The organism is Methylobacterium sp. Leaf87 (assembly GCF_001422775.1).
Classification (GTDB): domain Bacteria; phylum Pseudomonadota; class Alphaproteobacteria; order Rhizobiales; family Beijerinckiaceae; genus Methylobacterium.
Genome location: NZ_LMMI01000056.1, coordinates 32,208 through 57,048, shown reverse-complemented (window position 1 = coordinate 57,048; position 24,841 = coordinate 32,208). Strand labels below are relative to the sequence as shown.

Sequence of the window (24,841 nt, the reverse complement as noted above, 5' to 3'; positions counted from 1 at the left end):
CGTCGGACACGAAGGCCCGCCTCACCCGAGCGGGCGCGGCATCCGGAACGGCAGCATCCAGCGCACCAGGGGGTTCTTGAACCGGTCGAGCGACAGGCTCTCGTGGACCGGGCGCACCCGTTGCCCGCAGAGGGTCGTCTCCAGCAGGGAGCGGGCATAGAACGGCGTGTCCTCGAAGGTCCGCACCACCCGGGCCGTGCCATCGTCGCTGCGGGTCGAGCGGGGAATGCGCCACAGGCGAGTCGCCGGCAGGGCGGCGGGGCGGGGTGGATCGATGTCGCGCGGCGCGCCGGTGGCGTCGAAGCGCAGGGACAGGTTCTGAACGGTGCCGTCGCGGCGCCGCACGTCGTAGAGAATCGCGGCGCCGTCCGTGAGATCGGCCCGGCACCAGGTCCAATCCGTGAAGGCGTCCTCAAGGGGCGTATCGCCGTGGTTGGTGTCGAAGTAGGCCGTCCCGGTCCAGGTCAGCGACGGCTCGGTGAGGGCGACCTCGACGGGCGAGGACGGCGCCATCGGCCACCAGCGATGCCGGCCCTGTCCATCGAGGCTGAACGGGCCGGGGGTGAGGCCGGTGGGGCGAACCTGCACGGTGCCGCGGACCCGTGAGGGGATCGGTGCCGTCACCTCGTCAAGGTTGATGGTGAGGGTGGTGCCGTCCCAGGCGAGATCGCTCGGACCGATGGCGAGATGCGTCGCGTCCCGCGACACGGCCCGGCGCCCGCGCTCGGTCATGCAGAAGCGGTTCGACCGCTCCCCGTAGAGCACCACGTTGACGGCGCAGTGCCGGAACGGGTCGCGGCTCCTGTCCCAGGCGTAGTAGGGCGAGAACACCGAGCCGATGAAGGCGATGATGGTCAGCCCCTGGCGCCCATCGGCACTCAGGGCATCGACGTACCACCAGACGTAGCCGCCGCGGCCGACCGGCGTATCGAAGCGCGGGCGGTGCTCCGGTCCGCCAGCAGGCTGTCCGCCGCGAGCCGGCCCGATTGCGCTGCCATCGGCACCCCCGGCCCCGGATGGACGCTGCCCCCGGCGAGGTACAGCCCCGGAATCGCCGTCCGTGCCCCCGGACGCTGGAACGAGGCCATCCACCCGTGCGAGGCCCGCCCGTAGAGGGCGCCCCCCGTCCCCGGAAACAGCGCCCCGAACCCCGCCGGCTCCGTCGTCACCGTCGCGGGCGTATCCGTCAGTGTCAGCCCGGAGGCCCCCAGGCGGCGATGAAGGGCGCTCGTGCATGTGGCGATCTCCGTAGGCGTGAAGGTGCCGCCCGCAGGCGCGTTGACGAGGCAGAGCAGGCGCTCGGCCCCGGACACGTCAGGGGCCGTGTCGCCCCGGTCCTGGGCGCAGACATAGACCGTGGGGTCGGTGGGCAGCCGCCCCCGGGCGATGGCGTCGAACTCGGCGGCATAGTCGCCGGAGAAGAACACCGTGTGGCGCAGGAGCGGGAAGCCTTCGGCGCGGGCGTTCATGCACAGGGTCACGGCCGAGAGCGAGCGCTCGGCTCCTGGAACCCGCTCGGCCCCCCGGGCGGCTTTCGCGCCGAGGAGCCCGTCGCCCAGCGCCGCCGCGTCGGCGTTGCAGACAACGGCGTCCGCCGGGATGCGCTCGCCATCGGCGAGGTCCACGCCGGTGACGCCGGTGCGGTCGGTGACGATGCGTGCCACGTGGGCGCCATAGCGCAGGCGCGCACCGCGCTCGGCGGCCAGATCCGCCACCGCCCGGGCGAGGGCGCTGAGGCCGCCCGCGACATGCCAGACCCCTTGCGATTCGACATGGGCGACGAGCATCAGGGTGGCGGGCGCCCGGTAGGGCGAGGCGCCGCAATAGGTGGCATAGCGCCCGAAGAGCTGGCGCAGGCGCGGATCGGCGAAATAATCCCCCAGCGCCGACCACAGGGTGGTGAAGGGCTGGATGCGCCAGAGGTCGCCGAGCCCCGACAGACCGGCGCGGCGGGTGAGGGCGAGGGGACTCGGCCGCTGCCCCCGGATGAACGGGCCTTCGAGGGTCCGGTAGACCGCCTCGGCGCGGGCGCGGAAGCGGTCGTAGCCCTCGGCCTCGCGGGCGCCGGCAAACGCCCCGATGGCGTCGCGGGAGGCGCGCGGATCGGCGAACAGGTCGAGGTGGCCGTCCGGCCCCCAGGTATGCCGCGCCAGGATCGCCGCCGGGCTGAGCGCGACGCGCCCCTCGAGGCTCGCGCCGCATTCCGAAAAGATCTCGTCGAGGACCCAGCGCATGGTGAAGACCGTAGGGCCGGCCTCCACGGCTTGGCCGTCGACGGAGACGCTGCGCATCTTGCCGCCCGGATGCGCGGCGCGTTCGAGCACGGTCACGTCGAGGCCCGCATGGGCCAGCCGGAGGGCCGCCACCAATCCACCGATCCCCGCTCCGATGACCACGACCCGCACGCGCCGGCTCCTCCGCCACCCAAACCAATCCTTGACGAGTGTCAATATTATCTGACACTTTCAGTTGGCAAGTTAAAAAGACAGATGCTTCCGCCGGGAGAGACGTCAGATGGATGCCAACCGTCGCATCGAGCGCACCCTCGACACCGCCGTGGCCCACGCGGAAGCACCCGGTGCCCCGCCGCGCCTCGCCGAGGCGATCCGCTACGCCGTGTTCCCGGGCGGTCACCGTATCCGGCCGCGCCTGTGCCTGTCCGTGGCGCGGGCCTGCGGCGACGACGACCCGGCGGCCTCGGACGCGGCGGCCGCCGCCATCGAGCTGCTGCACTGCGCCTCCCTCGTCCACGACGATCTGCCGTGCTTCGACGACGCCCCCCTGCGCCGGGGCCAGCCCTCCGTCCACGCCGCCTTCGGCGAGCCCCTGGCGGTGCTGACCGGGGACGCCCTCATCGTCTCGGCCTTCGAAACCCTGGCGCGGGGGGCGACGCGCTCGCCGCAACGCCTCGCCGCCCTCGTCGGCCTCGTCGCCCGCGCGGTGGGCTCGCCCAACGGCATCGTGGCGGGCCAGGCCTGGGAATCGGAGCCGACCGTGGCGCTCACCGAGTACCAGCAGGCCAAGACCGGCGCCCTGTTCGCCGCCGCCACCGTGACGGGCGCAGCGGCGGCCGGTGCACCGGCCCTGCCGTGGCGTCTGCTGGGGGAATGCCTCGGCGAGGCCTATCAGGTCGCCGACGACCTGCGCGACGTCGCCTGCCGCCAGGAGGAGGTCGGCAAGCCGGTGGGCCGCGACGCGACGCTGGGCCGGCCCAACGCCGCCGCCCTGCTGGGCATGGGCGGCGCCCTCGCCCGCCTCAAGCGCCTCGCCCGCGAGGCCGTCGAGGTGATCCCGGCCTGCCCGGGTGCCGATGCTCTCCGGGCCGAGATCGAAGCGCAGACCCGGCTGTTCCTGCCGGCCCATCTCGTGCGGGAACTGGCCTGACGGCGGGCGGCCACCATGGCCACCCCACCGGTGACGGCGTCGGCGGCGGGCATGGACAAGCTCCCCGGCGGTAGCGCGCCGCCGAAAGACTCTTGGCGGGCGCGGTGGCGCGCCTTCCGCACCCGCACGATCGCCAAGCCGGGCTTCCAGCGCTGGGCCGCCGGCTTTCCCCTCACGCGCAACATCGCCCGGGCGAACACGAAGGCCCTGTTCGATCTCTGCGCCGGCTTCGTCTACGCGCAGACCCTGTTCGCCTGCGTGCGCCTCGACCTGTTCCGCATCCTGTTCGACGGCCCCCTGGCGCCGGACGTCGTGGCGGCGCGCGTCGGCCTCGCACCGGACCGGGCCGAACGCCTCCTCAAGGCCGCGGCCGCCCTCGATCTCCTCGCCCGCCTGCCCGACGGCCGCTTCGCCCTCGCCGACCTCGGCGCGGCGCTCATCGGAAACCCCTCGGTTGCGGCGATGATCGAGCATCACGCGCTTCTCTACGCGGACCTCGCCGACCCCGTCGCCCTCCTGCGCGGGGAAGCCGGCCCCACCCACCTGTCGCGCTACTGGGCCTATGCGGACGCCGCCCGCGGCGATCCCGCGAGCGCTGAATCGGTCGCGGCCTACAGCACCCTGATGGGCGCGTCCCAGTCCCTGATCGCGCAAGACATCGTCGAGGCCTATCCACTCCGCGACCATCGGCGCATCCTCGATGTCGGCGGTGGCGAGGGCGCTTTCCTGCGGGAGGCCGCCCGCCACGCCCCCGGCCTCGGCCTGATGCTGTTCGACCTGCCGGCCGTGACGGCCCGGGCGGAGAGGGCCTTCGCCGAAGCGGGCCTGAGCGCGCGCGCAAAAACCTTCGGGGGCGCCTTCCCGGACGATCCCCTGCCGAGCGGGGCCGATCTCGTCTCGCTGGTACGGGTGGTCCACGACCACGACGACGGCAAGGTCCGCGCCCTCCTTCGTGCGGCTCACGCGGCTTTGCCCCCGGGCGGCACGCTTCTCATCGCCGAACCCATGGCGGGCACGCCCGGAGCCGAGGCGATGGCCGACGCCTATTTTGGCTTCTACCTCCTCGCCATGGGCACCGGCCGCTGCCGCACGGCCGCCGAGCTGACGCGGCTGCTCGCCGAGGCCGGTTTCGGCGGGGTCCGCGAGGTTCCGACCCGCCGCCCCCTCCTGACCCGACTGCTCGTGTCCAACCGATTAGACAGCACCGATCGTAAGTAATGCTTGACGAATAAAAGTGTCTATCTAGGATGACACATACGGGCCGCACGTCGATGGCCCCACGGACAAGGGGAGGGCCAGAACCATGCAAGCGCGTGCCATCGTCCTCCACGAACCGGAACGGATCGCCCTCGACACCCTCACGCTCGATACCCCCGGCCCGGCCGACGCCTTGGTCGCGGTCGCCTGGAGCGGCATCAGCACCGGCACGGAGCGCCTGCTCTGGTCCGGCCGGATGCCGGCGTTTCCCGGGATGGGCTACCCCCTGGTGCCCGGCTACGAATCCGTCGGCACCGTGATCGAAACCGGCGCGGAATCCGGCGTCGCGGTCGGGCAGACCGTGTTCGTACCGGGGGCCCGCTGTTTCGGCCCGGTGCGCGGCCTGTTCGGTGGCGCCGCCTCCCATCTCGTCAGCGCCGGCGCACGCCTCGTCCCCCTCGACCCGTCCTTGGGCGAGCGCGGCATCCTCTTCGCCCTGGCGGCCACCGCCCAGCACGCTCTGGGCGCGGTCCCGGCCGGTCCTTCGCTCATCGTCGGGCACGGCGTGCTCGGGCGCCTGCTGGCCCGCCTCACCGTGGCCGCCGGCGGCACGCCGGTGGTGTGGGAGACCAATCCCATCCGCGCCGAGGGGGCCGACGGCTACGCCGTGCTCCACCCCGATGCCGACGCCCGGCGCGACTACGCCACGATCACGGATGCCAGCGGCGATGCCGGCCTCCTCGACACCCTGATCGAACGCCTGGGGGCCGGCGGCGAGATCGTGCTGGCGGGGTTCTACGAGGCGCCGCTCGCCTTCACCTTCCCACCCGCCTTCCTGCGCGAGGCTCGCATCCGGGTCGCGGCGCAGTGGAAGCCGGAGGATCTCGCCACCGTCACGGCGCTGGTCGCGTCGGGGCACCTGTCGCTCGACGGTCTCGTCACCCATCGCCAGCCGGCCGCCAACGCGGCGCAAGCCTACCGCACGGCCTTCGGCGAGCCCGCCTGCCTCAAGATGATCCTCGATTGGAGTGCCGCATGAACATGCAGCTGAACGGCGCCGCCCTGAAGGCATCGGAAGCGCTTCGCGCCGAGGCCGGCATCGAGCCCGATCCCGTGCCGGTGAAGGCCACCAAGGAGACGCAGATCATCGCGATCTACGGCAAGGGCGGCATCGGCAAGTCGTTCACCCTGGCCAACCTCAGCTACATGATGGCCCAGCAGGGCAAGAAGGTCCTGCTCATCGGCTGCGACCCCAAGAGCGACACCACCTCGCTGCTGTTCGGCGGCCGCGCCTGCCCGACCATCATCGAGACGTCCACCAAGAAGAAACTCGCGGGCGAACAGGTCGCCATCGGCGACGTCTGCTTCAAGCGCGACGGCGTCTACGCCATGGAGCTCGGCGGGCCGGAGGTCGGGCGCGGCTGCGGCGGGCGCGGCATCATCCACGGCTTCGAACTCCTGGAGAAGCTCGGCTTCCACGAATGGGGCTTCGACTACGTGCTCCTCGACTTCCTCGGCGACGTGGTCTGCGGCGGCTTCGGCCTGCCCATCGCCCGCGACATGTGCCAGAAGGTCATCGTCGTCGGCTCGAACGACTTGCAGTCGCTCTACGTCGCCAACAACGTCTGCTCGGCGGTGGAATACTTCCGCAAGCTCGGCGGCAACGTCGGCGTCGGCGGCCTCGTCATCAACAAGGACGACGGCACCGGAGAGGCCCAGGCCTTCGCCGCCGCCGTCGGCATCCCGGTCCTGGCCTCGATCCCGGCCGACGACGACATCCGCAAGAAGAGCGCGAACTACGAGATCATCGGCCGGCCCGAGAGCCCGTGGGGCTCGCTGTTCGCCGATCTCGCCCAGAACGTCCACGACGCGGCGCCCAACCACCCGACGCCGCTCTCCCAGGATGGGCTGCTCGGCCTGTTCAAGGGCGAGGCGGTCGGCAGGGGTGTCACGCTCGTACCCGCCACCTTCGAGGACATGTGCGGCACGGCCCACGTGGTGAAGCCGTCCCTCGAAGTCGTCTACGACGAGGTCTGACGCGCATGGCCGTCACCCTCGACATCGCCGATCTGCGCGCCCGTAAGGAGCGCCCCGCTTCGAGCCTCGCGGCCCCGGCCGTCCCGGCCGAGGTGGTGCTCGCCGCCACGAAGGGCGACGGCCTCGGTTGCCATTCGGGCAAGGCGACGATGCGGGCGGCGGCCGAGGCCGCCGGGATGTCCGACACGCTGGAGCAACTCCGAAAGGATTATCCGCAGGGGCCGCACGACCAGCCCCAGAGCATGTGCCCGGCCTTCGGGAGCTTGCGCGTCGGCCTGCGCATGCGGCGCACGGCGACGATCCTCTCGGGCTCGGCCTGCTGCGTCTACGGGCTGACCTTCACGTCGCATTTCTACGGGGCAAAGCGGAGCGTGGGCTACGTGCCGTTCAACTCCGAGACCCTGGTCACCGGCAAGCTGTTCGAGGACATCCGCGAGGCGGTGTTCGACGTGGCGAAACCCGCCGATTACGACGCCGTGGTGGTGATCAACCTGTGCGTGCCGACCGCCTCGGGCGTGCCCCTGCGGCTGCTGCCCAAGCAGATCGACGGCGTCCGCATCATCGGCATCGACGTTCCGGGCTTCGGGGTGCCGACCCATGCCGAGGCCAAGGACGTTCTGGCCGGCGCCATGCTGAAATTCGCCCGCACCGAAGCCGAGCAGGGTCCGGTCCAGGCCCCGCGGGCGGGGCGGGCCGAGCGCCCGACCGTGGCGCTGCTCGGCGAGATGTTCCCCGCCGACCCGGTGGTGATCGGCGCTCTCCTCGAACCCCTGGGCCTCGCCGCCGGCCCCGTCGTGCCGACACGGGAATGGCGCGAACTCTACGCGGCGCTGGATTGCACGGCGGTGGCGGCGATCCACCCGTTCTATACCGCCTCCATCCGCGAGTTCCAGACCGCGGGCCGCCCCATCGTCGGCTCCGCTCCCGTGGGCCATGACGGCACCGCCGACTGGCTCGACCGGATCGGCGAGGCCTGCGCCGTCCCCCGCGCCACCGTGGAGGCCGCCAAGAACCGGCTGCTGCCGATGATCCGGGGGGCGCTCGCCGCGACCCCGATCCGGGGCCGCATCACCCTCTCGGGCTACGAGGGCTCGGAGCTCCTCGTCGGGCGCCTCCTCGTCGAGAGCGGCGCGGATCTGCGCTACGTCGGCACCGCCTGCCCGCGGACACCCTATGCCGAGGCCGACCGCGACTGGCTCGAGGCGCGCGGCGTCGCCGTGCGGTTCCGCGCCTCCCTCGAGGACGACCTCGCCGCCCTGATGGAATACCGGCCGGATCTCGCCATCGGCACCACACCGGTGGTGCAGAAGGCCAAGGCCCTGGCGATCCCGGCCCTGTACTTCACCAACCTCATCTCGGCCCGCCCGCTCATGGGCGTCGCCGGCGCCGGGTCGCTTGCCAAGGTGATCAACGCTGCCATCGGCAACCAGCACCGCTTCGACGCCATGCGGGAGTTCTTCGCCGGCGTCGGAGAGGGCCATGCCGCCGGCATCTGGGAGGACGTCCCGCAGCTGCGCAAGGCCGTCGCCGCCGCGCCCCGGGGTAAGGCCGCGCACGATCCGATCGGGGAGATGGCCTGATGCTCGTCCTCGATCACGACCGGGCCGGCGGCTACTGGGGTGCCGTCTACGTCTTCACCGCCATCAAGGGCCTGCAGGTCGTCATCGACGGGCCCGTGGGCTGCGAGAATCTCCCCGTCACCTCGGTGCTGCACTACACCGACGCCCTGCCGCCGCACGAGTTGCCCATCGTGGTCACGGGGCTCGCCGAGGAGGAGCTCGGCCGCCACGGCACCGAAGCCGCGATGAAGCGGGCGCACGCCACCCTCGATCCGGGCCAGCCCAGCGTGGTCGTCACCGGTTCCATCGCCGAGATGATCGGCGGCGGCGTCACCCCGGAGGGCACCAACCTCCAGCGCTTCCTGCCGCGCACCATCGACGAGGACCAGTGGCAGACCGCCGACCGGGCCATGTCCTGGCTCTGGCAGGAATACGGCGCGCGGAAATTCGCCAAGAAGGGCATCCCGGCCCGGCCCGAGCGCAAGGCCGGCGAGCGCCCCCGCGTCAACCTCATCGGCCCGGCCTACGGCACCTTCAACATGCCCTCGGATCTCGCCGAGATCCGCCGGCTCGTCGAGGGCATCGGCGCCGAGGTGAACCTGGCGTTTCCCCTCGGCTCGCACCTCGCCGACGTTCCGAAGCTCGTCAACGCGGATGCCAACATCTGCCTCTACCGCGAGTTCGGGCGCCTGCTCTGCGAGGCCCTGGAGCGGCCCTACCTCCAGGCCCCCATCGGAATCCACTCGACCACCCAGTTCCTGCGCTCGCTCGGCGAGATCCTCGGCCTCGACCCCGAGCCGTTCATCGAGCGGGAGAAGCACACCACCATCAAGCCGGTCTGGGACCTGTGGCGCTCGGTGACCCAGGACTTCTTCGGCACGGCGAGCTTCGGCATCGTGGCGTCCGACACCTACGCGAGGGGCGTCCGGCACTTCCTCGAAGACGAGATGGGCCTGCCCTGCCACTTCGCTGTGTCCCGCAAGGCCGGCGCCAAGACCGACAACGCCACGATCCGCGACCTCATCGCGAAAAATCCGCCCCTGGTGCTGTTCGGGTCGTTCAACGAGCGGATGTACGCGGCGGAAGCCGGCGCCCGGGCGATCTTCGTCCCGGCCTCGTTTCCCGGCGCCATCATCCGGCGCCACACCGGCACGCCGTTCATGGGGTTCTCGGGCGCGACCTACCTCGTGCAGGAGGTCTGCAACGCCCTGTTCGACATGCTCTTCCACATCCTGCCGCTCGCCCGCGACATGGATGCCGTCGAGGCGACGCCGGCGCGGTTCCACCGCGAGCTGCCGTGGGACGAGGCGGCCCGCGCCGACCTCGACGCCCTCGTCGAATCCCATCCCGTCCTGGTGCGGATCTCGGCGGCGAAACGCTTGCGCGACGCCGCCGAGCGGGCCGCGCGCCGCGAGGATGCGCCCCGCGTCACCCCCGATCACGTGGCGCGCGCGCGCGCCGACACCGCCCTCGGAGCGGCCGCATGAGCGCGCGCGCCCCATCCCTTTCCGGCTGGAGCGGCGCGGCGCCGTCCGGCCGGCCCCTGCCGAGCCTAAGCGCCGCAACGATCCGCCCACAGGAGACGTGCCCCATGCAACGCTCGCTGAACCCGGTCTCCCGCCTGCATCAGGACGCGGTCCAGTTCCGCCTCATCCTGGCGGCGACCTACCCGTTCTTCCTCGCCGCCGCCTGCGCCCAGCGCCTGATGCCGACGCATCCGGTCGGGATCGTGCCGCAGCGGCGCTCGGTCTTCGCCGAGGCGCGCAGCATGGCCGTCTCGGCCATCCCCTTCGTGTTCATGGGATGATTTGCCTCTCCGGGCGCGGCCACTCGAGCCCGCCCGCCACCGACCTCCCATCCGCACTGGAGGGAAGGACCGCCGGAGTCCGTCGAGGCCCCGGTGACAGCCGCCGCGCTCCCGCGCGGCCAGACCCACGGAGGTTCAACCGATGGCCAACGGCATAGTCGAGAAACCCAGCAGCCTGTCCGGGCTGACGGAACCCGAAGCCAAGGAGTTCCACGCGATCTTCCTGACGAGCTTCATCATCTTCACGGCCATCGCCGTGGTCGCCCACATCCTCGTGTGGATGTGGCGCCCGTGGCTGCCGGGACCCAAGGGCTACGCGGCCCTGGAGACGGCGGCCCAGACCGTCGCCTCGCTCATCTCCTGAGGAGGACGCACCATGCACAAGGTCTGGCTTCTGTTCGATCCGCGCCGCACCCTGGTGGCGCTGTTCACCTTCCTGTTCATCCTGGCCCTGCTGATCCACTTCATTCTACTCAGCACCGACCGGTTCAACTGGCTGGAAGGCCCCAAGGCCCCGCGCGCCGCCGATGCGCAGAGCCTCGTCCTGCCGACGATGCCCGCCTGACGGGCACACCCGAGCCAAGGTCAGCGGGCGGGTGGCCGATCCCCGGCCCCCGCCCGCACCACCCATAAGAACCCGACACGAACCGTGACGCTGGCGCCGGGAGGGTTTCGCGATGGCGATGCTGAGTTTTGAACGAAAATATCGCGTCCGCGGCGGCACGCTGGTGGGCGGAGACCTGTTCGATTTCTGGGTGGGGCCGTTCTACGTCGGCTTCTTCGGCGTGACGACGCTGTTCTTCTCCGTGCTCGGCACGGCGCTGATCATCTACGGCGCCGCCCTCGGTCCGACCTGGAACATCTGGCAGATCAACATCGCGCCGCCGGACCTGAAATACGGCCTGGCGCTCGCCCCCCTCAAGGAGGGCGGCCTCTGGCAGATCATCACCTTCTGCGCCGTCGGGGCGTTCTCGTCCTGGGCGCTGCGCGAAGTCGAGATCTGCCGCAAGCTCGGCATCGGGTACCACGTGCCCTTCGCCTTCTCGGTGGCGATCCTGGCCTACGTGTCCCTGGTGGTGGTCCGTCCGTTCCTCATGGGCGCTTGGGGCCACGGCTTCCCCTACGGCATCCTCTCCCACCTCGATTGGGTGTCGAACACCGGCTACCAGTATCTGCACTTCCACTACAATCCGGCGCACATGCTCGCGGTGTCGTTCTTCTTCACGACGACGCTGGCGCTCTCGCTCCACGGCGCGCTGATCCTGTCCTCGACCAATCCGGGCAAGGGCGAAGTGGTGAAGACGCCCGAGCACGAGGACACCTTCTTCCGCGACACCATCGGGTATTCCATCGGAACGCTCGGCATCCACCGCCTCGGCCTGTTCCTCGCCCTGTCGGCGGGCTTCTGGAGCGCCGTCTGCATCGTCATCAGCGGCCCGTTCTGGACCCGTGGCTGGCCGGAATGGTGGGGCTGGTGGCTCAATCTCCCGGTCTGGCGCTGAGAGGGGGGACCGAACAATGGCCTACTATCAGAACATCTTCACGGAAGTGCAGGTCCGACCCGTCATTCCGGAACTCGGAATCCCCGTCGATTCCGACAAGCGCTGGGGCAAGCCGTTCAACTCCTACCTGTTCGGTCTCATCGGCAATTCGCAGGTCGGCCCGATCTACATCGGGTACCTCGGCGCCCTGTCCTTCGCCTGCGGGCTCATCGCCTTCGAGATCATCGGTCTCAACATGTGGGCGAGCGTGAACTGGGACCCGGTCCAGTTCGTGCGCCAGCTGCCCTGGCTCGCCCTCGAGCCGCCGCGCCCGCAATACGGCCTCAAGGTCCTGCCGCCGCTGGCCGAGGGCGGCTGGTGGCTCATCGCCGGCTTCTTCCTCACGGCCTCGGTGCTGCTGTGGTGGCTGCGCCTGTTCCGCCGGGCCAAGGCCCTGGGCCTCGGCTACCACGTGCCCTGGGCGTTCGCCTCCGCCATCTGGCTGTTTCTCGTGCTGGGCTTCATCCGCCCGGTGATGATGGGTTCGTGGAGCGAGGCGGTGCCGTTCGGCATCTTCCCGCACCTCGATTGGACCGCCGCCTTCTCGCTCCGCTACGGCAACCTGTTCTACAACCCGTTCCACATGCTCTCGATCGTATTCCTGTACGGATCGACGCTGCTGTTCGCCATGCATGGCGGCACCATCCTGGCGGTCAGCCGCTTCGGCGGCGAGCGTGAGATCGACCAGATCGTCGATCGCGGCACGGCGACGGAACGCGCCGCCCTGTTCTGGCGCTGGACCATGGGGTTCAACGCCACGATGGAATCCGTGCACCGCTGGGCCTGGTGGTTCGCCGTGCTCACCACGCTGACGGGCGGCATCGGCATCCTGCTCACCGGCACCGTGGTCGACAACTGGTACCTCTGGGCGGTCAAGCACGGCGTCGCCCCGGCCTACCCGCAGGTCTATGCGCCCATCGTCGATCCCCTGAGCCAGCCCGGAGGGACCCCATGAAGACCTTCTTCGTCGTCCTCGGGGCCTCCATCGCCTTCTTCCTCACGGTGGCGATGTTCGGAACCTCCGGCTGGGAGCGGCCGCCGCTCACCACCACCCAGAACGGCTTTCGCGGCACGGGCATGGACCAAGTCCATACCCGCGCGGAGGTCGCCGAGAAGAAGGACGCCAACGTGGCGCCCGCGCCGGCCGATCCGGCGGAGGAGGGGGGCGAGCTCGCCGGCCAGACCTACGAGAACGTCAAGGTTCTCAGCGGCCTCACGACCAACGAATTCAACCGCCTCATGGTCTCGATGACGGAGTGGGTCTCGCCCGAACAGGGCTGCACCTACTGCCACAACACCGAGAACATGGCCGACGACAGCCTCTATCAGAAGCGCGTCGCCCGCCGGATGCTGCAGATGACCCAGCACATCAACAGCGACTGGAAGGCGAACCACGTCGGGGGGGCCGGCGTCACCTGCTACACCTGCCACCGCGGCCAGCCCGTGCCGGCCAACATCTGGTTCACCAACCCCGGCCCGAACCGTCCGGGCGGGTTCGTCTCCCGCAACAACGGGCAGAACATGGCCGCCCCCTCCGTCGGCCTCGCCTCGCTGCCCTACGACACCCTGACCGAGTATCTCGCCGACAAGTCCATCGACAACAACGCCATCCGGGTGAACGCCACCACGGCGCTGCCGACCACCAAGGGCAAGCCGATCCAGGATGCGGAGAAGACCTACGGCCTGATGATCCACATGTCGGAAGGGCTCGGGGTCAACTGCACCTTCTGCCACAACACCCGGGCCATCTCGAACTGGCAGCAGAGCACGCCCCAGCGCACCACCGCCTGGCACGGCATCCGCATGGTGCGGGACCTCAACGGAAACTTCATGGAGCCCCTGACCTCGACCTTCCCGAGGAACCGCCTCGGGGTGCTCGGCGACGTGCCCAAGGTGAATTGCACCACCTGCCACAACGGCCAGAGCAAGCCGCTCAACGGCGCCCACGTGGTCGACGCCTATCCGGAACTGACCAAGGTGACCGTGGCCGATGTGGTCAAGACGCCGGCCCCGGCCCCCGACGCCCCCCCGGCGGAAACGCCGGCCGTGCCCGCGACGCCGCCCACGGCCCCGGCCGCGCCCCAACCCTGAGACGAGAGCGGGGCCGCCGCCCCGCTGTCCGTACCGAGCCACGGCCGCCGGCACCCGCCCGGCGGCCGTTCCGTTTCGAGGGCGGCGGCCCAAGCAGGCTCGCGTTGGCACGCCAACGCTTCACTCTGCTTGGGTCCTTGGTCTGTCGCAGGTCTTCGACGCAAAACCGGAGACCACTTTTGCGAAACCTGCTTGGCGATCCGTGCTATGGACCACGGTCGCCCGCTGCGGCCACCAACCACCACGCGGTGGGATTCGCGTCGCGTACGCCTTGCCTTGGCGTCACGAATCCTGATAAGGCAACCGCCTTTCCGCGATGCGTCCACACACATCGCCGAGGCCGCCGTTCGGGGTGCCTCGTTCCCGAGACCCTATGGACAGGCGGCGGACTTAGATGTCCGGCCGACGTGAGACCGATGAAGATTCGCAACTCCCTCAAGTCCCTCCGTGGCCGTCACCGCGACAACCAGATCGTGCGTCGCAAGGGCCGCGTCTACATCATCAACAAGACCCAGAAGCGCTTCAAGGCGCGCCAGGGCTGAGGCCCGTTCGCCCGCTCCTCTCGGGGCGCGGCAAGCCGGCGGGTTGACGGCATCGGGCAGGGCGAGGAAGCTCACCTCATGCCGTGCCAGATTCCACCCCAGATCCAGCCTCGGACGTCTCTCAAAGCCGCGCTCATCGCGGCTTTTTGCGTGGGCTTTGTCCCCGTCGCCCACGCGCTGCCGCCTTCCAAGGCAACCGAGAGCAAAGCGACCGAGAAGCCGGTCGACAAGCCCCGGACTGCCGTCAGTCTCGACGACCTCTATGCCCGCCTCAAGGCGGCGGAGGACGATGCCGAGGCCAAGGGCGTGGCCCGCCTCATCGAGCAGCGCCTCGGGCGCTCGGGCAGCGCCACGGCCGACCTTCTGACGGAGCGCGCCCGCCAGGCCATGAGCGGCCAGGATTTCCCCCTAGCCGTCGAGCTGCTCGACCGGGCCACCGCCCTGGAGCCGGGCTGGTCCGAGGGCTGGAACCGCCGGGCCACGGTGTTCTGGCTGCTCAAGGACCAGGACGGCGCCATCACCGACCTCAAGCGCACCCTGGTGATCGAGCCCCGGCACTACGAGGCCTGGGCGGCTCTGGGGCGGATCTACCTCTCCATGGACGAGAAAGTCCGGGCGCTGGAAGCCTTCCGCCGGGCCGCCGCCCTGTATCCGCGCATGGACAAGCTGCAGGGCGCCATCGACCGCCTCGCCCCCGACGTCGACGGGCGGGACCTGTAGGACTCCATGCTGCTTCTGAAGGTCTTCGCGGGGCTGCTCGGCCTCGTCGCGATGGTCTTGGGTGCCGGTGCCCTGGCGACCCTCGTCATCACCTGGCGGGTCGAGGCACGGCACCCGCCGCAGGGGCCTTTCGTGCCGGTACCGGGCGGGCGCCTCGCCAGCATCGAAGCAGGCCCGAACCCGTCGACGCGCGGAACCGTAGTCCTTCTGCACGGTGCTTCCGCCAACGCCTCCGACCCCATGGAGGGCATCGGCCGGCGCCTCGCGGCGGACGGGTTTCGGGTGATCGCCTTCGACCGGCCGGGCTCGGGCTGGAGCGACCGGCTGGGGGGCGCCGACATGGCCGAACCGGCCGCGCAGGCGCACGCCATCGCGGCGGCCCTGGCCCGTCTCGGGATCGGCCCGGCCATCGTGCTCGGCCATTCCTGGTCGGGGGCGCTGGCCACGGCACTCGCCCTCGACCACCCCGAGCGGGTGGCGGGCCTCGTCCTCGCGGCACCCGTGGCGATGCCGTATCCGCGCATGGGAACGGTGCCGTGGTATTACCGCCTCGCCCTGTGGCCACCGGTGACTTGGCTCCTCGGCCATACCGTGGCGACGCCCGTGGCGCTGTATTACCTGCCACGCGCCGGCGGCGCCGTGTTCCGCCCCCAGGAGGCGCCCCCGGGTTATCTCGACCGCAGCCGTGCGACACTCGTCGTGCGGCCCGGATCGATCGTGGCCAACCTCCAGGACCTCGCCGGCCTGCCGGCAGCCCTGGAGGCCCAGGCACCGCGCTACGCCGGCCTCACCGTCCCGACGCTGGTGATCTCGGGCGACGCCGATGCGGCCGTACCCGTGAACAGGCAGGCGGTGCCCCTCGCGGCCGCGATCCGAGACGCCCGCCTCGTGCTCCTGCCCGGCATCGGCCACATGCTCCAGTACGTCGCCGTGGACGCCCTGGTGCATGAGGTGGAGCGCTTTGCCGACGGAATCACCGCACGCGAGCCGGTCGCGCCGTAGGCCTCCGGACCGGACGCCGACGCGGGCCGCCCGTCCACCGGACCCCACGGATCCCAACCACAGGCTGGAAATCCGTGAGAGCGGGCGTCACGCCTTGGCGGCGTGCTCGCGGGTGACGAAGGCGATGCGCACGAGGTTCGTGGCGCCCGGCGTCCCGAACGGCACGCCGGCCACCACGATCACCCGGTCGCCGATATCGGCGAAGCGCTCGCGCACGGCGAACTTCGCCGCCCGGAACGCCATGTCGTCGACGTCGCTGGCATCGTTGGTGACGATGGGGTGCGTGCCCCAGCACAGGGCCAGGCGCCGCGCCGTCTCGCGCTTCGGGGTCAGCGCGATGATCGTGGCGTTGGGCCGCGAACGGGCGAGCCGCAGAGCCGTGGAGCCCGAATGGGTCCAGGCCATGATCGCCGTGAGGTTCAGGGCGTCCACCATCTGGTGGGCGGCCGCCGCGATGGCATCGGAGGCGGTGGCGTCGGGCTCGGAGCGCTGGGCCGTCAGGATGGTCCAGTACAGGGCATCGCGCTCCACCTGCTCGGCGATGCGGCTCATCATGGTGATGGCCTCGATGGGGAAGGCACCCGACGCGCTCTCGGCCGAGAGCATCACGGCATCCGCCCCCTCGTAGACGGCGGTGGCGACGTCCGAGACCTCGGCGCGGGTCGGCACCGGGGCGGTGATCATCGATTCGAGCATCTGGGTCGCCACCACGACGGGCTTGCCCATGCGGCGCGAAGAGCGGGTGATGCGCTTCTGCACGCCCGGTACCTGCTCCAGGGGCATCTCGACGCCGAGATCGCCGCGCGCCACCATGATGCCGTCGGAGATCTCGATGATCTCGTCGAGGCGGGTCAGGGCCTGCGGCTTCTCGATCTTGGCCATGACCAGGGCGCGGCCGGCCGCGACCTTCTTCACCTCGGCGACATCCTCGGGCCGCTGCACGAAGGAGACGGCGATCCAGTCGGCGCCGGCGTTGAGGCCGGCTTCGAGGTCGCCCCGGTCCTTCTCCGTCATGGCGGCGACGGGGATCACCGTGTCGGGGAGCGAGACGCCCTTGCGGTTGGAGATGCGGCCGCCGATGACCACCCGGGTCACCGCGCGCCCCTCGGACACCTCCGTCACGACGAGGCGCAGCTTGCCGTCGTCGACGATGACGACGTGGCCGGGCTCGAGGGCCGAGAGGATCTCGGGATGGGGCAGGAACACGCGGGTGACGTCGCCCGGCGTCGGGTCGCTGTCGAGGACGAACGACGCACCGTTCTCCAGCATCGCGGCACCCTCGGCGAAGGCGGCGACCCGGAGCTTCGGCCCCTGGAGATCGACCAGCACGGCGATGGGCCGGCGCAGCTCGCGCTCGATGGTGCGGATCACCTCGATCTTCTCGGGCAGCTTTTCGCGGGGAAGGTGGCTCATGTTGAGCCGGAAGACGTCGGCGCCGGCGCGAAACAGCTTCTCGATCATCTCCGGCGTGTCGGAGGCCGGGCCCAACGTGGCGATGATCTTCGTGCGGCGTGAACGTTTCAAAGCAGTCTCCTCCGAGAGCGGCCCCGCCGGTTTCGAACGACCGGGCGTTGAGCGAACGGCCACAAGCACCCATGGGGCCAGCGCGTCAAGAACACGGTGTGCAGACGACGTTCCGTCCGCGGCGGTGCGATGCGGCCAAGACATGGGCCCGAGCACGGACCCGCGCGCGGGCGAACGACTCGGCGCCCGTTCCAACGCGGGGAATCCTCGGTGATGCAGGACGCAACGAGATGGCGTCTCGCCCTCGACCCGGTCCCTCTCCAGGCTTTCGCCTTCGCGGTACCCGTGAGCCGGCGCGGGCCGCCCGCAATGCCTTTGCGCGGGCGTCCTCCACCTCCAGCGTCCCGTTTCCACCGCAAGGGCACGCAGCGGAACAGACTTCTGATGAGAATCATTCGCATTCAGGTTGTTATTTTCGCGAAACTTCAGTGAGTCTTAACCGGAATGCCGCGATTGTGATCACCGGTCGGACAAGCAACCGTGAGTACGTTCATTGTCTTCGCTATCGAACGCCGCGGGCATGCATCGAAGACAAGTATAGCTTTGAAGGCAGGACGACGCATGATCTTCGAGAAGTTTCACCGCGGCAGGTCCGAGACGTCCGCGAAGATGTCGGCCCTCGATCGATCCCAGGGCATCATAGAGTTCGCCCTCGACGGAACCGTGCTGCGCGCCAACGAGAACTTTCTCGCCGTCGTCGGCTATCGCCTGGACGAGATCGTGGGCAAGCCGCACAGCCTCTTCGTCGAACCCGCCATGCGGGAGAGCCCGGCCTACGCGGACTTCTGGGCGGCCCTTCGGAGCGGCACGTTCCAGGCGGCGCAGTTCAAGCGCATCGGCAAGGACGGCCGCGAGATCTGGATCGAGGCTTCCTACAATCCCGTCTTCGACCGGAGCGGCAAGCCCTACGGGATCGTCAAGTTCGCGACCGACATCACGCGCCAGAAAGCCCAGGACGCGGATCGCCAGGGTCAGATCGATGCGATCCACAAGTCCCAGGCCGTCATCGCCTTCGGTCTCGACGGCACCATCCTCGACGCCAACGCGAACTTCCTCGCCGTCGTCGGCTACACGCTGCCCGAGCTCGTCGGACAGCATCACCGCTTCCTCGTCGAACCGGCCCTGCGCGACACGCCCGCCTACGCCGCGTTCTGGAGCGCGTTGCGGCAAGGCGCGTACCAGAAGGGTCAGTTCAAGCGCATCGGCAAGGGCGGTCGCGGGATCTGGATCGAGGCTTCCTACAACCCGATCCTCGATGCCGCCGGCCGGCCCTACAAGGTGGTGAAGTTCGCAACCGACGTCACCGCGCAGGTGGCCCTGCTGGGTGATCTAAATCGTCTCATCGATCGGAATTTCGGGGAGATCGAGGGCGCCGTCCTGCGCTCGTCGGAAGCCTCGAACGCCGCGACCCGGTCGGCGGGCAGCACCGCCCACAACGTGCAGACCATGGCGGCCGCCGCCGAGGAACTCGCCGCCTCCGTGAACGAGATCGCCCACGGCATGTCGAAGGCCCGTACGGCGACGGATGCCGCGCACGGGCAGGTGGAGGCGGCCGGCGCGGTCACCCGCAAGCTCACGGGTACCGCCACCGCCATGACGGGCATCGTGGCGCTGATCCAGAACATCGCGAGCCAGATCAACCTGCTCGCCCTCAACGCGACCATCGAGGCCGCAAGGGCCGGGGAGGCGGGCCGGGGCTTCGCCGTCGTCGCCCAGGAGGTGAAGAACCTCGCCGCCCAGGCGGCCCACGCCACGAACCAGATCGCGAGCGAGATCGACAGCGTCCAGAACGCGTCCGAACAGGTCGCGGGCTCCCTCGATACGATCCAGGTCTCCGTCGGGACCATGCGCGACTACGTGGTCAGCACGGCCGCCGCCATCGAGGAACAGAGCGTGGTGACGCGCGAGATGTCGTCGAGCATGCAGGAGGCGGCCGAGGCCGTGCAGGCCATCGCCCAGAACGCCCTCGCGATCACCGGATCCATCGACGCGGTCTCCCGGGCCGTCGACACGACGAAAGATGCGGCCCGCGTCCTGGCGCGCTGACGACGGTCGACCATCGATCTCGTGGCCTTGCCCGACGGGCGAGCGGCCGCGTCTGTAGGATGGGAATCCCTGCCTCATGGAGCCGGCGAACGATGCGATCCACAAACTCTCGGACGTGGCGCGGATCCGGCAGAGTCTCCGGGCGAGCGTTGCGAAACTCATGGATGCCGCCGAGCACCTGGCGCAGCAGATCGCGGCCCTGGATGCGGCGGAGCGGCAGGTGAGGGCCCTGGCCCTGCGCGAGACGAGCCGGGTGCTCGATGGACATCCCGACCCGGATGAGCGCGGCCGCCTCGGTACGCTTCAGGGGGAAACGAACGCGAACTTCCGGCAGATGCGGGCGGCCTATGCCGAACTGAGTTCCCGGATCGACGCCCTGCTGGGGCAGCACCAGGAACTCTACGACGCCACCTTCACCCCGGACACGACCGACCGATCCTGACGACACCCGTCCCTGCGGTGGACGTCGTGTCCCGGACACGTCAAACCGACCCGGGGGACCGCGGATCGAACCCGGTCCGGTTCCGGTTCGATCGACGCGACGGGATGAGCCTCAGACAATGCCCACCCTGACCCTGGCCGCCGCCCACGACCTCGCCGTGCGCACGCTCCTGCGCTGTGGTGCCGGCCACGACCAGGCCGAGAGCACCGCCGTCGCCCTGGCCGGCGCCGAGGCCGACGGCCTCGCGACCCATGGGCTCATGCGCCTGCTGGCCTACGGGGCGCAGGTTCGCGCCGGCAAGGTCGTGGGCGATGCGACCCTGGCCGTGACGCGGCCCCGGCCCGGGCTGCTCGCCATCGACGCCGGCCACGGCTTCGCCTATCCGGCCCTCGACCGGGCGGTCGCCGAACTCCCGGAGATCGCCCGGAGCCAGGGTGTGGCGGCCGCGGCCATCCGGCGCTCACACCATTGCGGTGCCGCCGGGCGGCCGGCCGAAGCCCTGGCGGCGCAGGGGCTGGTGGCTCTGCTGTTCGCCAATGCGCCGGCCGCCATGGCGCCCTGGGGTGGCAACCGGGCGGTGTTCGGCACCAACCCCATCGCCTTCGCCTGCCCGTTGCCGGGGCGGCCCCCCATCGTGGTCGATCTTTCGCTCTCGAAGGTGGCGCGGGGCAACATCATCGCCGCCAAGCAGCGTGGAGAGACGATCCCCGAGGGCTGGGCGGTGGATGCGGACGGCCACCCCACCACCGACGCGGCGGCGGCTCTCGCCGGCACCATGATTCCGCTGGGCGACGCCAAGGGCACGGCTCTGGCCCTCATGGTCGAGCTGCTCGCGGCCGGCCTCGTCGGCGCACGCTTTGCCGGCGAGGCGACCTCGTTCCTCGACGCCGTGGGCGGCCCGCCCGGCACCGGCCAGCTCATTCTCGTCCTCGACGCCACCGCCTTCGCGGCGGATGCGTGCGAGCGCTTCGCCGTGCTGGCGGGAATGATCGAGGATCAGGACGGTGCCCGGCTGCCCGGCACCAAACGGCTCGCCGCCCGCGCCCGCGCGGCGCAGGCGGGCATCAGCCTCTCCGACGCGCTGCTCGCCGAGATCGAAGCGCTCTGAGGCCCGCTCAGGGCGCGGGATTCGCCGGCTGGTTCGGATCGGTGAGCTGGATCGTCCAGCTCTTCTGTTCACCGGTGTCGACCTCGTAGAAGCCGTTGCGATCGTAGCCGCGCGCCAGGCAGTCCTCGACGCCCCGGATGGTGAATTCGCGGTCCCGGGTGCACATGAGCGAACGCCCGCTCCACTCGCCGCCCCGCGTGTAGTCCACGGCGTAGACGTAGTAGAACCGGGCCGCCAGGGTCCCCTTGAGCAGGGTCTCGCAGCCCTTGGGCGCCACGTCCCACCACCCCTCCGTCACCCAGCCCTGCGTGTCGCGGTAGCCCAGCGCGATGCCGACCTTGCTGGTCGTGAGGTTGCACATGCGCAGGTCGGCCCGGGCCGGGGCGGCGGTCATGAGGAGAGCGGCGAGCACGCCCGCCCGGACGCTCCACCCCTTGCGGGAAGGAAGGGTCGGGTGACGGCGCCGGCCCATGCCCTGACGGCTCATCCCCTGTCGACCCATGCCCTGTCGACCCATGCCCTTACCCGACAAGGATGACCCGGCAATCGTTGACGTTGGTGCGGGTGGGACCCGGCTGGACGAGGTCGCCGATGGTGTCGAAGAACCGGGTCGAATCGTTGTCCGCCAGCATGGCGGCGGGGTCGAGGCCGGCGGCGCGGGCACGCGCCAGGGTGGTGGGGTCGACGAGGCCGCCGGCCGGGTCGGTCGCCTCGCCGCGTCCGCCGTCGGTGCCGTCGGTGTCGGCGGCGATGCCGAGGATGCCGGGTGCGCCGTCGAGCGCGATGGCCAGCGCCAGGGCGTATTCCTGGTTCGGGCCGCCATGGCCTTCGCCCACGATGGTGACGGTGAGTTCGCCCCCTGAGATGATCGCGACCTTGGCGCCGCGAGCGTGGTGGTCGAGGGCGAGCCGGGCGTGCTCGGCCGCGACCTCACGGGCCTCGCCCTCGACATCGGGGCCGAGCATCACCGGCTCGTAGCCGGCGCGGCGCGCGGCCTCGGCCGCCGCCTCCAGGGCGTCGATGGGCCGGGCGATGATGCGGTACTCGGCCCGGGCGAAGGACGGGTCGCCCGCCTTCGGGGTCTCGTTGACGGGATCGTTCAGCAGCGCTTTCGCCGTCTCCGGCAGGGGGATGCCGCGCCGCTCGCAGATGGCACGGGCCTCCGCCAGGGTCGAGGGGTCCGGGACGGTCGGGCCCGAAGCGATCACCGCCGGGTCGTCGAAGGGCACGTCGGAGATCGCGAGGGTCAGGATCGAGCGGGCGTTGCGGGCCATCATGGCGAGGCGCCCGCCCTTGATCCGCGACAGGTGCTTGCGCACGCAGTTGATCTCGTTGATGGGCGCGCCCGAGCGCAGGAGCGCCTTGGTGATGGCCTGCTTCTCGGTGAGGGTCAGGTCGCCGGCCGGCGCGATCCAATTGGCCGAACCGCCGCCCGAGAGCAGCACCAGCACGTCGTCGTCCGGCCCGGCATCGGCGGCGATCTTGAGGGCGTCGACGGTCGCGTCGATGCCGGCCTGGTCGGGCACCGGGTGCCCGGCCTCGACCATGCGGATCATCGGCGCCTCCTCGCCGTAGCCGTGGCGGGCGACCGCCAGGCCGACGATGCGGCTCGCGTCGACGCCGTGCTGCTCCCGGTAGAACCGGCTCGCCACCGCCGCCATGGAGCCGCCGGCCTTGCCCGCGCCCAGGATGATGAGCCGGCCGGGGCCGGGGGCGGGCAGGTGCGGCACGAGGCAGCGCGCGGGATGAGCGGCGGCGATGGCCTCGTCGAGGATGCCGAGGAGGAGGGTGCGGGCGGCGGCGTGGTCGGCGGGGGAGGGCGCGGTCATGGCGTGTCCGTGTATCGCGGAAAGACGGTCGTGGAAGGCCGCCCGGCGTTGCGTCGCCGGATCGTGATTGTTTCGCGGGACGAATTCCCTCGGGCCGGATTGTTGCCGTGCCCGCGCTTGTCCGCGATACGTGCTGTGCCCGACACCCGCCGCCGCGGCAAGGTCGCGGCAAGCATGCGATGACACGGGACACCCCGCGATGGCGCGGCCGGATGCTTGCACGGCTCCGTCCGCGTTCCGCCCGCCCGAGCCCCGAACGGATCCACGGACCCCGCCGCCCATGCAGCCTCCACATCCCGTCGAGACCATCCCGGGCGATCCGGCCCGGGGCCTGCTGATCCTCTGCGATCACGCCTCCAACCATGTGCCCGACGACCTCGACCGGCTCGGGGTACCGGACCACGAATACGCACGCCACATCGCCTACGACATCGGCGCGGCCGCCGTGACCCGGCACCTCGCCGTGCAATTGGGCGCGCCCGCGATCCTGACCCGGTTCTCACGCCTCATCATCGACCCCAACCGGGGCCGGGCCGACCCGACCCTGGTGATGCGCCTGTCCGACGGCGCCATCGTGCCGGGCAACGCCCGCATCGACGAGGCCGGCAAGGCCGAGCGCATCCGCCGGTTCTACGAGCCCTTCGACGCGGCCATCGACGCCCACGTGGCGGCGGCCGAGGCGACGGGCGTGCCGCCGGCGATCCTCACCATGCACAGCTTCACGCCGTACTGGCGCACCGTACCGCGTCCCTGGCACGTCGGCATCCTGTGGGACCGGGACGACCGCCTGAGCGCGCCCCTCATCGCGGGTCTGCGCGCCGACCCGGCCGATCTCACGGTCGGCGACAACGAACCCTACGGGGGAGGGCTTCCCGGAGACACCATCGACCGGCACGCCCTCGCGCGCGGCCTGCGCAACGCCCTAGTGGAGATCCGCCAGGACCTAATCGCCGAAGAACCCGGCCAGATCGAATGGGCGACGCGGTTCGCCAAGCTTCTGCGTCCGCTGCTGCCCTGATCGGCCTGCGGCGCGCACACGAAAACGGCGGGGCTCTCGCCCCGCCGTCCAATTCATCCCGAGATCGGGCTTACCGGGTGCCGCCCGAGGTCCGACCGTACTGCCAGACCGGGAAGCTGTTCTGCTCGGCGTTGCCTTCCTTCGCGGAGGCGTCGTCCCGGCGCGGGGCGATGGAACCGGTGGTGAGTTCATCGTCGAGGGCGCGGCCGGCGGTGTAGCCGGGCGCCGCATGGGCCGAGACACCGGCGGGTGCCGTGTAGCTCTGCGCGAGAACCGGCGAAGCAACGGCACTCAGGCTCAAGACGACGGCGGCGGCGACGGAAGCAAGACGGATGTTCATGACGTTGGACCTTTCAGTATCGCGGTCTCCGTCGAAAAGGCGGTGGGCCGTGAGTTCTTGTGTAGCGCTGATGTAGGCCCGCCTCGAACCGAACGTCGTGCGGTTTGGCACCAGACTGGAAGCGGCGGCGCCGAATCCGAATCGGCCGTCCGTCCTTGACGGCGCGGGCCTGGACACGACCTTTCCTGAACGAGCAGCCCGTCACACCGAGGACATCCCATGACCGAGACCAGCACGCCCGGGACCAGCACGACCGGGATCGACGCCGCCACCCGGACGGAGCTCGAAGCCGCCGTGTTCCGGCGCCTCGTCGCCCACCTGCAGGGACGCACGGACGTGCAGAACATCGACCTGATGAACATGGCCGGATTCTGCCGCAACTGCCTGTCGAACTGGCTCAAGGACGCCGCCGACGAAAAGGGCGTGCCGCTGACCAAGGACGCGAGCCGCGAGGCCGTCTACGGCATGCCCTACGATGCCTGGAAGCGCCTGCACCAGGGCGAGGCGACGCCGGAGCAGCAGGCGGCCTTCACCGGGGCGGCGGCTGAACCGCACTGAAGCCGGCCCCGACGATTCGGCGAAAGCGCGTTCAGGAACAAAAGCTTACGCGACCACGACGGTCTGCGGTCCGGGGCCGTAAGGTCCCGGTAAGCT

26 protein-coding genes are annotated in these 24,841 nt (G+C 70.5%); 20 read left to right on the top strand and 6 right to left on the bottom strand.

Features of this window, described 5'->3' with window-relative positions; genetic code table 11:
- Positions 1-21 precede the first annotated feature (21 nt).
- A complete protein-coding gene (locus tag ASF22_RS19270; protein ID WP_056267542.1) occupies positions 22-882 on the bottom strand; it encodes a carotenoid 1,2-hydratase in 861 nt (286 codons plus the stop codon).
- Positions 879-2,405 carry a 1-hydroxycarotenoid 3,4-desaturase CrtD gene (crtD, locus tag ASF22_RS19265; protein ID WP_056267279.1) on the bottom strand — a complete coding sequence of 509 codons (1,527 nt, stop codon included), beginning with the start codon at positions 2,403-2,405 and terminating at the stop codon, positions 879-881. Before crtD ends, ASF22_RS19270 begins: the two co-directional genes overlap by 4 nt.
- A gap of 109 nt (positions 2,406-2,514) precedes the next feature.
- Here crtD and ASF22_RS19260 point away from each other — a divergent pair, with 109 nt between their 5' ends.
- The 15 genes from ASF22_RS19260 to ASF22_RS19190 all read left to right on the top strand — a co-directional run bounded on the left by ASF22_RS19260 (position 2,515) and on the right by ASF22_RS19190 (position 15,880).
- Positions 2,515-3,384, top strand: coding sequence for a polyprenyl synthetase family protein (locus tag ASF22_RS19260; protein ID WP_056267276.1), 870 nt, complete (start codon positions 2,515-2,517; stop codon positions 3,382-3,384).
- Between the two features lie 51 nt (positions 3,385-3,435).
- Positions 3,436-4,602 carry a methyltransferase gene (locus tag ASF22_RS19255; protein WP_056267539.1) on the top strand — a complete coding sequence of 389 codons (1,167 nt, stop codon included), beginning with the start codon at positions 3,436-3,438 and terminating at the stop codon, positions 4,600-4,602.
- Positions 4,603-4,687: 85 nt separating this feature from the next.
- On the top strand, positions 4,688-5,620 hold the full coding sequence (gene bchC / locus ASF22_RS19250) for a chlorophyll synthesis pathway protein BchC (protein WP_056267274.1): 933 nt from the start codon (positions 4,688-4,690) through the stop codon (positions 5,618-5,620).
- On the top strand, positions 5,617-6,618 hold the full coding sequence (locus ASF22_RS19245) for a chlorophyllide a reductase iron protein subunit X (protein ID WP_056168743.1): 1,002 nt from the start codon (positions 5,617-5,619) through the stop codon (positions 6,616-6,618). The genes bchC and ASF22_RS19245 overlap by 4 nt, the downstream gene beginning before the upstream one ends.
- Positions 6,619-6,623: 5 nt before the next feature.
- Complete coding sequence (gene bchY, locus ASF22_RS19240) at positions 6,624-8,198, top strand: chlorophyllide a reductase subunit Y (RefSeq protein WP_056267273.1); 1,575 nt, start codon at positions 6,624-6,626, stop codon at positions 8,196-8,198.
- Positions 8,198-9,664 (top strand): chlorophyllide a reductase subunit Z, encoded by a 1,467-nt coding sequence (gene bchZ / locus ASF22_RS19235; protein ID WP_056267270.1) that lies wholly within the window; start codon positions 8,198-8,200, stop codon positions 9,662-9,664. Before bchY ends, bchZ begins: the two co-directional genes overlap by 1 nt.
- A 104-nt stretch (positions 9,665-9,768) precedes the next feature.
- Entirely contained in the window at positions 9,769-9,984 is a 216-nt protein-coding gene (locus tag ASF22_RS19230; protein WP_056168735.1) for a hypothetical protein, read from the top strand.
- A 142-nt stretch (positions 9,985-10,126) separates the two neighbouring features.
- A complete protein-coding gene (gene pufB / locus ASF22_RS19225) occupies positions 10,127-10,348 on the top strand; it encodes a light-harvesting antenna LH1, beta subunit (RefSeq protein WP_056096638.1) in 222 nt (73 codons plus the stop codon).
- Positions 10,349-10,360: 12 nt separating this feature from the next.
- Positions 10,361-10,549, top strand: coding sequence for a light-harvesting antenna LH1, alpha subunit (pufA, locus tag ASF22_RS19220; RefSeq protein ID WP_056168732.1), 189 nt, complete (start codon positions 10,361-10,363; stop codon positions 10,547-10,549).
- Between the two features lie 112 nt (positions 10,550-10,661).
- Positions 10,662-11,486 (top strand): photosynthetic reaction center subunit L, encoded by an 825-nt coding sequence (gene pufL / locus ASF22_RS19215; protein ID WP_056168729.1) that lies wholly within the window; start codon positions 10,662-10,664, stop codon positions 11,484-11,486.
- A 16-nt stretch (positions 11,487-11,502) separates the two neighbouring features.
- Positions 11,503-12,480 (top strand): photosynthetic reaction center subunit M, encoded by a 978-nt coding sequence (gene pufM, locus ASF22_RS19210; protein WP_056168726.1) that lies wholly within the window; start codon positions 11,503-11,505, stop codon positions 12,478-12,480.
- A complete protein-coding gene (pufC, locus tag ASF22_RS19205) occupies positions 12,477-13,616 on the top strand; it encodes a photosynthetic reaction center cytochrome PufC (protein ID WP_056267268.1) in 1,140 nt (379 codons plus the stop codon). Before pufM ends, pufC begins: the two co-directional genes overlap by 4 nt.
- Positions 13,617-14,032: 416 nt before the next feature.
- Positions 14,033-14,158 carry a type B 50S ribosomal protein L36 gene (gene ykgO / locus ASF22_RS19200; RefSeq protein WP_055886195.1) on the top strand — a complete coding sequence of 42 codons (126 nt, stop codon included), beginning with the start codon at positions 14,033-14,035 and terminating at the stop codon, positions 14,156-14,158.
- Between the two features lie 150 nt (positions 14,159-14,308).
- A complete protein-coding gene (locus tag ASF22_RS19195; RefSeq protein ID WP_244474347.1) occupies positions 14,309-14,878 on the top strand; it encodes a tetratricopeptide repeat protein in 570 nt (189 codons plus the stop codon).
- A 6-nt stretch (positions 14,879-14,884) separates the two neighbouring features.
- Positions 14,885-15,880 carry an alpha/beta hydrolase gene (locus ASF22_RS19190; RefSeq protein WP_056168717.1) on the top strand — a complete coding sequence of 332 codons (996 nt, stop codon included), beginning with the start codon at positions 14,885-14,887 and terminating at the stop codon, positions 15,878-15,880.
- Between the two features lie 87 nt (positions 15,881-15,967).
- On the opposite strand, the gene pyk is transcribed toward ASF22_RS19190, so the two are convergent.
- Positions 15,968-17,404: a pyruvate kinase gene (gene pyk / locus ASF22_RS19185; protein ID WP_056168714.1), complete on the bottom strand. Its 1,437-nt coding sequence runs from the start codon at positions 17,402-17,404 to the stop codon at positions 15,968-15,970.
- Between the two features lie 561 nt (positions 17,405-17,965).
- Here pyk and ASF22_RS19180 point away from each other — a divergent pair.
- The 3 genes from ASF22_RS19180 (at position 17,966) to ASF22_RS19170 (ending at position 21,000) form a co-directional block, all read left to right on the top strand.
- Positions 17,966-19,450 (top strand): PAS domain-containing methyl-accepting chemotaxis protein, encoded by a 1,485-nt coding sequence (locus tag ASF22_RS19180; protein WP_056267261.1) that lies wholly within the window; start codon positions 17,966-17,968, stop codon positions 19,448-19,450.
- A 76-nt stretch (positions 19,451-19,526) separates the two neighbouring features.
- Positions 19,527-19,892, top strand: a complete 366-nt coding sequence (locus ASF22_RS19175) for a hypothetical protein (RefSeq protein WP_056168710.1) — start codon at positions 19,527-19,529, stop codon at positions 19,890-19,892.
- 118 nt (positions 19,893-20,010) lie between these two features.
- On the top strand, positions 20,011-21,000 hold the full coding sequence (locus ASF22_RS19170) for an Ldh family oxidoreductase (protein WP_056267255.1): 990 nt from the start codon (positions 20,011-20,013) through the stop codon (positions 20,998-21,000).
- A gap of 7 nt (positions 21,001-21,007) precedes the next feature.
- On the opposite strand, the gene ASF22_RS19165 is transcribed toward ASF22_RS19170, so the two are convergent.
- Together ASF22_RS19165 and ASF22_RS19160 are read right to left on the bottom strand one after the other, a co-directional pair.
- Entirely contained in the window at positions 21,008-21,394 is a 387-nt protein-coding gene (locus ASF22_RS19165; protein ID WP_082515202.1) for a DUF1036 domain-containing protein, read from the bottom strand.
- 127 nt (positions 21,395-21,521) lie between these two features.
- Positions 21,522-22,829, bottom strand: coding sequence for a glycerate kinase (locus ASF22_RS19160; RefSeq protein ID WP_056168701.1), 1,308 nt, complete (start codon positions 22,827-22,829; stop codon positions 21,522-21,524).
- A 280-nt stretch (positions 22,830-23,109) separates the two neighbouring features.
- On the opposite strand from ASF22_RS19160, the gene ASF22_RS19155 reads away from it, so the two are divergent.
- The gene (locus ASF22_RS19155) at positions 23,110-23,847 is read left to right on the top strand and encodes an N-formylglutamate amidohydrolase (RefSeq protein WP_056168698.1); all 738 of its coding nucleotides are present in this window, start codon (positions 23,110-23,112) and stop codon (positions 23,845-23,847) included.
- Between the two features lie 70 nt (positions 23,848-23,917).
- Here the strand turns inward: ASF22_RS19155 and ASF22_RS19150 are convergent, their stop codons facing one another.
- Positions 23,918-24,187, bottom strand: coding sequence for a hypothetical protein (locus ASF22_RS19150; RefSeq protein WP_056168695.1), 270 nt, complete (start codon positions 24,185-24,187; stop codon positions 23,918-23,920).
- Between the two features lie 219 nt (positions 24,188-24,406).
- On the opposite strand from ASF22_RS19150, the gene ASF22_RS19145 reads away from it, so the two are divergent.
- Positions 24,407-24,745: a DUF1244 domain-containing protein gene (locus ASF22_RS19145; protein WP_056267253.1), complete on the top strand. Its 339-nt coding sequence runs from the start codon at positions 24,407-24,409 to the stop codon at positions 24,743-24,745.
- Positions 24,746-24,841: the final 96 nt, after the last annotated feature.

Coding starts and splice junctions, on each gene's coding strand:
- ASF22_RS19260 (WP_056267276.1), top strand. CDS start 2,515: ATGGATGCCAACCGTCGCATCGAGCGCACCCTCGACACCGCCGTGGCC.
- ASF22_RS19255 (WP_056267539.1), top strand. CDS start 3,436: ATGGACAAGCTCCCCGGCGGTAGCGCGCCGCCGAAAGACTCTTGGCGG.
- bchC (WP_056267274.1), top strand. CDS start 4,688: ATGCAAGCGCGTGCCATCGTCCTCCACGAACCGGAACGGATCGCCCTC.
- ASF22_RS19245 (WP_056168743.1), top strand. CDS start 5,617: ATGAACATGCAGCTGAACGGCGCCGCCCTGAAGGCATCGGAAGCGCTT.
- bchY (WP_056267273.1), top strand. CDS start 6,624: ATGGCCGTCACCCTCGACATCGCCGATCTGCGCGCCCGTAAGGAGCGC.
- bchZ (WP_056267270.1), top strand. CDS start 8,198: ATGCTCGTCCTCGATCACGACCGGGCCGGCGGCTACTGGGGTGCCGTC.
- ASF22_RS19230 (WP_056168735.1), top strand. CDS start 9,769: ATGCAACGCTCGCTGAACCCGGTCTCCCGCCTGCATCAGGACGCGGTC.
- pufB (WP_056096638.1), top strand. CDS start 10,127: ATGGCCAACGGCATAGTCGAGAAACCCAGCAGCCTGTCCGGGCTGACG.
- pufA (WP_056168732.1), top strand. CDS start 10,361: ATGCACAAGGTCTGGCTTCTGTTCGATCCGCGCCGCACCCTGGTGGCG.
- pufL (WP_056168729.1), top strand. CDS start 10,662: ATGGCGATGCTGAGTTTTGAACGAAAATATCGCGTCCGCGGCGGCACG.
- pufM (WP_056168726.1), top strand. CDS start 11,503: ATGGCCTACTATCAGAACATCTTCACGGAAGTGCAGGTCCGACCCGTC.
- pufC (WP_056267268.1), top strand. CDS start 12,477: ATGAAGACCTTCTTCGTCGTCCTCGGGGCCTCCATCGCCTTCTTCCTC.
- ykgO (WP_055886195.1), top strand. CDS start 14,033: ATGAAGATTCGCAACTCCCTCAAGTCCCTCCGTGGCCGTCACCGCGAC.
- ASF22_RS19190 (WP_056168717.1), top strand. CDS start 14,885: ATGCTGCTTCTGAAGGTCTTCGCGGGGCTGCTCGGCCTCGTCGCGATG.
- ASF22_RS19180 (WP_056267261.1), top strand. CDS start 17,966: ATGATCTTCGAGAAGTTTCACCGCGGCAGGTCCGAGACGTCCGCGAAG.
- ASF22_RS19175 (WP_056168710.1), top strand. CDS start 19,527: ATGGAGCCGGCGAACGATGCGATCCACAAACTCTCGGACGTGGCGCGG.
- ASF22_RS19170 (WP_056267255.1), top strand. CDS start 20,011: ATGCCCACCCTGACCCTGGCCGCCGCCCACGACCTCGCCGTGCGCACG.
- ASF22_RS19165 (WP_082515202.1), bottom strand. CDS start 21,394: ATGACCGCCGCCCCGGCCCGGGCCGACCTGCGCATGTGCAACCTCACG.
- ASF22_RS19160 (WP_056168701.1), bottom strand. CDS start 22,829: ATGACCGCGCCCTCCCCCGCCGACCACGCCGCCGCCCGCACCCTCCTC.
- ASF22_RS19155 (WP_056168698.1), top strand. CDS start 23,110: ATGCAGCCTCCACATCCCGTCGAGACCATCCCGGGCGATCCGGCCCGG.
- ASF22_RS19150 (WP_056168695.1), bottom strand. CDS start 24,187: ATGAACATCCGTCTTGCTTCCGTCGCCGCCGCCGTCGTCTTGAGCCTG.
- ASF22_RS19145 (WP_056267253.1), top strand. CDS start 24,407: ATGACCGAGACCAGCACGCCCGGGACCAGCACGACCGGGATCGACGCC.